This window comes from Pseudoalteromonas sp. Of7M-16 (genome assembly GCF_022347805.1).
Taxonomy (GTDB): Bacteria; Pseudomonadota; Gammaproteobacteria; order Enterobacterales; family Alteromonadaceae; genus Pseudoalteromonas; species Pseudoalteromonas luteoviolacea_F.
Genome location: NZ_JAKRFY010000006.1, coordinates 228,488 through 235,107 on the forward strand (window position 1 = coordinate 228,488; position 6,620 = coordinate 235,107).

The window sequence follows — 6,620 nt, forward strand, 5'->3', positions numbered from 1 at the left end:
TCTGTATTTAAATTCAGAACGTACTTTTCTCAACTATTTTTCTTTTATGAACAATATTTATTTAAGCATAGCAATTATAATTGCCGCAATGAGCATCATTGCACTCGTAAGGACTAACCAACTCCATAAAAAGGATTTAAAAGTCTTAAATGAACTAAAAAAAGCAAAAGATGCGCTAAGTAAGTCGGTGCTTTATCACGGCACTAGCGATATCCCGAACTACTTGTTCTTTATGCAAAAGTTAATGAAAGTGGATAGAAAGTTTTCTAAATTTCATGTCTCTTTAATTAAGCTCGGAAGAACACCGGTTTTTGACTCTATAGAAAACAATCAAGATACGCTTTCTCAGTTGTTCAAGGAGATAGGTAAATCTTGCCAACCTTTTGCCTTGGCACTACATGATTCCGATTATCTAGTCATGGCGTTTGTCACCCATGATACAGGGTCAAACCAAAAAGAAGCTGAAGCAAAACAAAAAGAAATTTTAGAAAAGTTACCCAAACAAGTTTGGGTGAACAATACGCAAGTTCCAATAGACTACGCAATTTCTTCTATGAGTTTGACGGGTCAATCTTCCTTGTATGGTATAGACAAAGTACAGCGCAGACTGACGTTTTCAATGAAATACGCATTGGAGTCACCATCAGGTACGTTTTTTCACAATGAAAAAATATATCAAGCAGAGATGTATAGAAAACATGTGCTACTCAAGTTGATGAATAGTATTTCATTTAACCAAGATGATTTTTACCTCGTTTTTCAACCAATTTTTAAAACATCTAATATAGATAGACCACGGCGCTACGAGGCACTTATTCGATGGCGGAATACCAAAAACCTAGGCCCAAAAGCCTTTATGCCTATGATAGAGGATAAACCTGAGCTGCACAGTGAATTGACAAAAATTGTCATCAACCAGATTTACTCTATGTTAAAAATAAAGCTTGAAGCGCGCGAAAAATTAAAGCCTATTCATATGAACATTTCGGCACAGTTATTAGAGGATGAAAGCATATTAAACTATCTCAAAAAGGTTATTCGAGATACGCCGTCAATTGCAGCATTTATCACATTTGAAATAGTTGAAGGGAACGACTTAAAACTCAGTGATAATGCGATAAACACGTTGAGAAAAATGTCTAATCTTGGGTTTAGTTTTGCGATAGATGATTTTGGCAAAGGTAAAGGAAACAATGAGTTATTAAACAGCCGCTACTTCAATTCAGTAAAAATTGACAAAACATTTATTACGCATATTCAGGACAAAGAAACACAAGCTCCGCGACTAGATGCTATTATAAAGTCAGCACAAAACAGTAACAAAACGATTATTGTTGAAGGGGTTGAAAATAGATTTCAATACCAATATATGACGAGGTTTGCGAATGTATACATTCAAGGCTATTTTGCATCTGTACCACTGACAATGAATGAATTCTTATCCCAAGAACAAGAAGAGGCCGCTTAACTAGCAATGTAACCTTCTGGCGGTTTGTCGGTTTCTTAATCTTGCAAAGAAACCGACTGCTTTTTCGTCAGGCCTTGAGCCAAAACAAACTCCCCTCTACCGAGCGCCAGGCTTTCAACCCTCCCTTGCCTATGTACTCAGTCATCGCATCAGATATTTGGTTATTTCCTCTTTGAGAGTCAGCTCCAGCTAAAGCAACAAATTCCGGAAACCTCTGTTTTATGTGGCTTTTTAAATCTTGAGCTCTTTGACTGTTACCATTTTGAGCATATTCACATAGCAGTTGGGTTGCACTATCGGGAAGACTACAAGAATCGAACTTATCAACAAGCACGCTCACACTTGACCATTTTTGTTGTTTAATATAGCAGTTGTAAAGCTGATATCGATTTTTATAGTAGTCGTTTGGTGCAAGCTCAATTAACTCTTCTAAAACACGCTGAGCGACATCAAATTCATCTAAATTAAAATGAATCTGCGCTTTTCTTGTTTTCAATATAAAATAAGGCTGCGCTTCATGGAGGTTTTCAATCTCCTCCCTGAACTGCTCTATAAAATTTACAGTTATTAGCTCTCGCTCAATGACAGTGATAAGTTCATTAATTAATTTAAGCGTGGCTTGACTGTCTTTATTCAGAATATCATTTAGGTGACTTTCTATTTGGTCGCGGTTAAACCCAGGCAGCGCACTCGTCTCTTCTGCTTCCTGAATACACTGATCTGAGAATCGCATTTCATAGGCTGTTTCTCTTATACATTGACCTAATTCATTGTGAGCCGATAGTGCTTGATCACGAAAGTCGCGGCTTTCTCCGAAAGTGTTTTGAGCATTTAAATAACTTTTCAAGCCACTCAATACGCGCCTTAACTTTTTAAGTTGAAAACTTTGAACAGGGCTAAGGCTGTTTTGCTCAATAAAAGATAAGGAAAGTAGCATGCCCATGCAGTAGTTCGGTAGCGGCATGTCGTTTCGAAGTGCTGTTTGTAGGTCCAATTTCGACAATGAGCACTCAATGGGGAGTGTTAAATTACCTTCCATCACACTATCCATGCAGACATGATAAAAGTCCATTAACGACCTTAAATGCATTTCATCATCAGGAGTATCGTCACCAAACAGTTTAGGGATCCAAACACTTGGTAAAACTGTTTGTGGCGTTAATCCTAACCCAACTATGTACCCTTCTATAAAAAATGGGTCAGGCTGTTTTTCAGATAAAAAAGACAGCTCGTCTTTAATTTTATTAATGCTTTGCAATCCTTCAAGCCACTTAACCTTTATGTTTATATTAATATGATACATGACTGCCAAAGCTATTTATACATAAAAATAACGTACAGTTTCCATTTTAGCTAAATCAAAAAATATAAACCCATAAAAAAGTGCAATAAAAATCAGGGGAAATGAGTCCTATGGATTTAAAAATCAAATCCTCCTTCTCCACCAAACGGAACAAGATGTAATAGCGTCAAGTAGCTATTGAGTAACATCGAACTACGTATTTTTTCAACGGCAACTATCGAATACTAATGTAAAATTTAGTTTTAATTAAATTCTATTTTTATGTGCACACCAAGTATAAACGATGAGAAAATCAAAAAATAACACTTATTTAGATTAAAATATATTTGAAAGCACTTTACATAAATATTTACTTTTTCATTGACAATAGCCAAACAAACTGCCCCGTTTATCGCCTCTGTAATTTATACTCTTCAAGCTCGCTAACCGCTGCTTGATGACCACCAGAAGCAGCTGCTTTCAACCACATTTGGATCTCGGTAGTAAATTTGTTGTGATCTTGCTTTTTAAGTAACATTGCCAACTTGTACATGCCGTCAGGGACTTTTTCATCTGCAGCTAATTGCAACCATTTTACTGCTTTGCGCATGGACTCTTCACTTGTATCATGGCGAGCGTAATAATCGCCCAGTAAGATATAGCTTTTAACAAATTGTTTATCTGCCGCCCGCTGCAACCACTCAAGCCCGTCTTTTTCTTGATTCTGAGACAGGTTTAGTGCACCTAAGTTATGCATAGCATCTGGCACCCCCAAATTTGCAGAACGTTCAAAGTAGTCTTTTGCTCGCTCAGTATCTACTGCAACACGCAAACCATCTCGATAGATCACGCCAAGTGAGTTTAGCGCCATACCATCATTTTGTTGCGCAGCTTTCATAAAATAGTATCTGGCTTTGTTGAAATCTATATCGACGTTAACACCGTGATAGAAGTGTTCTCCAATGAATGATGCAACATTAAAGTTTTTCGCTTTCGCTAACTGAGATATTGCCTCTACAGCATCATCTTCGCTTTTATCAACCCCTTTTCCAATCCAATAAAACTCAGCAATTTTATTAAGAGCATCCACCTTTCCCAAGGTTACTGAGGTTCTATACCAGTTAAATGCGAGGGTTAGATCTTGAGGTTCGATATCATCACTTTCATATAAGCTAGCAAGTTTATATGCAGCAGCAGCATTGCCAGCCTGCGCTGCATTTTGCAGCATACTAAACGCGTCTAGTTGTTGCTTGCCCGCTAGTTGCTTGTTCAAAATCAGCTCAGCTTGTTTTACAACACATAAATTACAGTCTTGTCCCCGACTCTCTTCAAGTAATTGAAACGCTGATTGAATATCACCTTTTTGCTCAATTATGCAACGGCTATGATTTATGGCCGCCCGTTTAGCGCCTAACTCATATGCTTTTTTGAACAGAGTACACGCCTTTTCCTGATAGTCTTTGGAGTTATACTCTAAATAAATATCGCCGAGGTTGATTAGGGCAGCGATATTATGTTGTTCAGCAGCTTCTTTATATAACTCTATGGCCTTAGTTCTATCCTTTTTAACAGCCACGCCATTTAAGTAAAAAGTTGCGAGGTTATTTTTTCCTAGGGCAGAACCCATGTCAGCTGCTTTTTGATAAAAAGAAACCGCAGTGTCTAAATCTCGTTCAACTAACTCACCTTGTTCGTACAAAAAGCCTAAATTTGCAAATGCATTGCCAGCGCCTAACTCACCGGCTTTCAAATAAAACGATCGCGCTTTTTTAAAGCTGATGAGCAGACCAAATTCACCAAATTGATATATGTGGCCAAGCATTTCATTTGCAAATGCGACATCGCGATTAGCAAATGCTTTTAACAACCCAACAACAGGTATGTCTCGCTCTTTATTGGCGCGCATACCTTTAACTAAGCTTTTCAAGCAACTTTCCTGTCCAAGTTTTGCGCCCTCATGGAAATAAGGTCTAGCCAATGCCCAACTCTCTTTTAACGCAACTTCTGCCGCTTGGCAAAACGCGGGGGCATAGCCAGACCTAGCTGAAACTAGGTAATACTCCAGTGCTAACTCATCGCTTTGTTCTTTGCCATCTGCATAAAAGTAGGCATTGGCTATGTTAAAAGCCGAAAAGCGATTACCTAAATCGGCAGCCTGCTCAAAGAGAGTTAGCGCCTTTGCTCGGTCCTTTTCGATTCCTCTCCCTAAATTGTATAAAGTCCCTAAATTGTGCATTGACTGAGCATCTTGCCTATCTATCCCTTTTTGATACCAATAGATCGCTTTGTCATAATCCCGCTCTACGCCTTTGCCTAGCTCATATAAGCTACCTAAATTTCCAAAACTCAGTCTACTGCCAAGTTCCACAGCCTGCTCAAAATAGCTTTTTGCACGACTATAGTCGATGTCTACACCGTCACCGTTGTTATACATCATGCCTAGATTATTAAGTGCATCTCGCGACCCGTTTTTTGCCGCAACCTGATACCATCTTAAGGCTTGCTGTGTGTCAGGTTTACTTCTGTGATAAAGATATCCAAGTTCAAATGCACATTCTTTGTAACCTCGTACATAACTCACTTGAAAATAGTCAGCGGCTTTATCTAAATCTCTAAGTTCCTTTGACTCACGGTAAACTATACCTAGACCACATAACGATTTGACATCACCATGGTATGCTGCGTTAGCGAAAAGCTGCTGCGCTGTTTCATAGCCTTTCTCTTCTCGCCAATGCCTTATAAATATGTATCCTAATTCGGTAGCTGCTGAATAATCCCCCAACTCAATGGCACGAGCATATAAATTCATTGCCTCCTTTAGATCTACATCAACACCATCCCCCCCATAGCGATACCACTGTGCTAGAAACAAAATAGCGGGAATATAATCTCGCTCAGCAGCCTTAACTGTCCACTCAAGAGGCGTACCTTGTACATACTCTTTACCGTGCCCTTTTAATAGCTTTTTCGCAATTTCTAACTGAGCAGGCCCGTATTCGTAGTCAGCTAGTTCATTCAGTAATTCAAACTCATAGTCATGATCTTTTAGTCGGTAAGCCTCTTGAGATAGCAATAAATAGCTTTGAGCTACAAGCGCATCGGTTGATACATCATTTGGCTGGTGAAATAGCAGGTGAGGAGCAACAGGTTTTTGAATCGAGTTACAACCGGACAAAAGAGTAAATAAAACAATAAATACAATGAGTTTCATACAAAAATCTAATCAAAAGACGCCAAAGCCAAGACTGCCAGCAAAGAGCTGCGCTTGCAAGCCCACTGCTTATAATTCTAGCCAAGGTTCAAATATTTGGCAGTAATTTGTACTTCATCTTTTATACTCCAATCTCAACGGAGCTGCGAATGCAAAAACATAGATTGCGGGGCAAGCCCACAATGACGATGGATACAAATGCTAAGCACTACGGTACTTTCGACGTCCGACGTCACCCAGTTCCAGCGCCGCCTTCCTGTCCCAACCTCGTCTCCCTGTTCCAACCTCGCCCCCCAGCCCTAACACCGTCATACAGCTCTAACCTCGTCGCCCTGAGCTTGACTCAGGGTCCATCAACAACGGCGCGCTACACTAAAACATGGATTGCGGGGCAAGCCCACAATGACGATGGATACAAATGCTAAGCACTATGGTAACTCCCGACATCCGACGTCACCCAGTTCCAGCGCCGTCTCCCTGTTCCAACCTCGCCCCCCTGCCCTAACACCGTCATACAGCTCTAACCTCGTCGCCCTGAGCTTGACTCAGGGTCCATCACCAACGGCGCGCTACGCTAAAACATATATTGTGCTCGACCTTTATAGATTAATCGGCTGAAAGAGCTTTCCAACAATGTAAGATTTTTATCCTTAAAACCA

Annotated in this window: 3 protein-coding genes; 1 reads left to right on the top strand and 2 read right to left on the bottom strand. The window is 39.8% G+C overall.

Annotated features, from left to right (window positions below; genetic code table 11):
* Positions 1 to 88 precede the first annotated feature (88 nt).
* Complete coding sequence (locus tag MHN81_RS08775) at positions 89 to 1,468, top strand: EAL domain-containing protein (protein ID WP_239425545.1); 1,380 nt, start codon at positions 89 to 91, stop codon at positions 1,466 to 1,468.
* 67 nt (positions 1,469 to 1,535) lie between these two features.
* Here MHN81_RS08775 and MHN81_RS08780 read toward each other — a convergent pair whose 3' ends face one another.
* Both MHN81_RS08780 and MHN81_RS08785 read right to left on the bottom strand, forming a co-directional pair.
* Positions 1,536 to 2,771, bottom strand: a complete 1,236-nt coding sequence (locus MHN81_RS08780) for a hypothetical protein (protein WP_023397939.1) — start codon at positions 2,769 to 2,771, stop codon at positions 1,536 to 1,538.
* Positions 2,772 to 3,159: 388 nt separating this feature from the next.
* Positions 3,160 to 5,961, bottom strand: coding sequence for a tetratricopeptide repeat protein (locus MHN81_RS08785; RefSeq protein WP_239425546.1), 2,802 nt, complete (start codon positions 5,959 to 5,961; stop codon positions 3,160 to 3,162).
* Between the last annotated feature and the right edge of the window lie 659 nt (positions 5,962 to 6,620).

Coding starts and splice junctions, on each gene's coding strand:
- MHN81_RS08775 (WP_239425545.1), top strand. CDS start 89: ATGAGCATCATTGCACTCGTAAGGACTAACCAACTCCATAAAAAGGAT.
- MHN81_RS08780 (WP_023397939.1), bottom strand. CDS start 2,771: ATGTATCATATTAATATAAACATAAAGGTTAAGTGGCTTGAAGGATTG.
- MHN81_RS08785 (WP_239425546.1), bottom strand. CDS start 5,961: ATGAAACTCATTGTATTTATTGTTTTATTTACTCTTTTGTCCGGTTGT.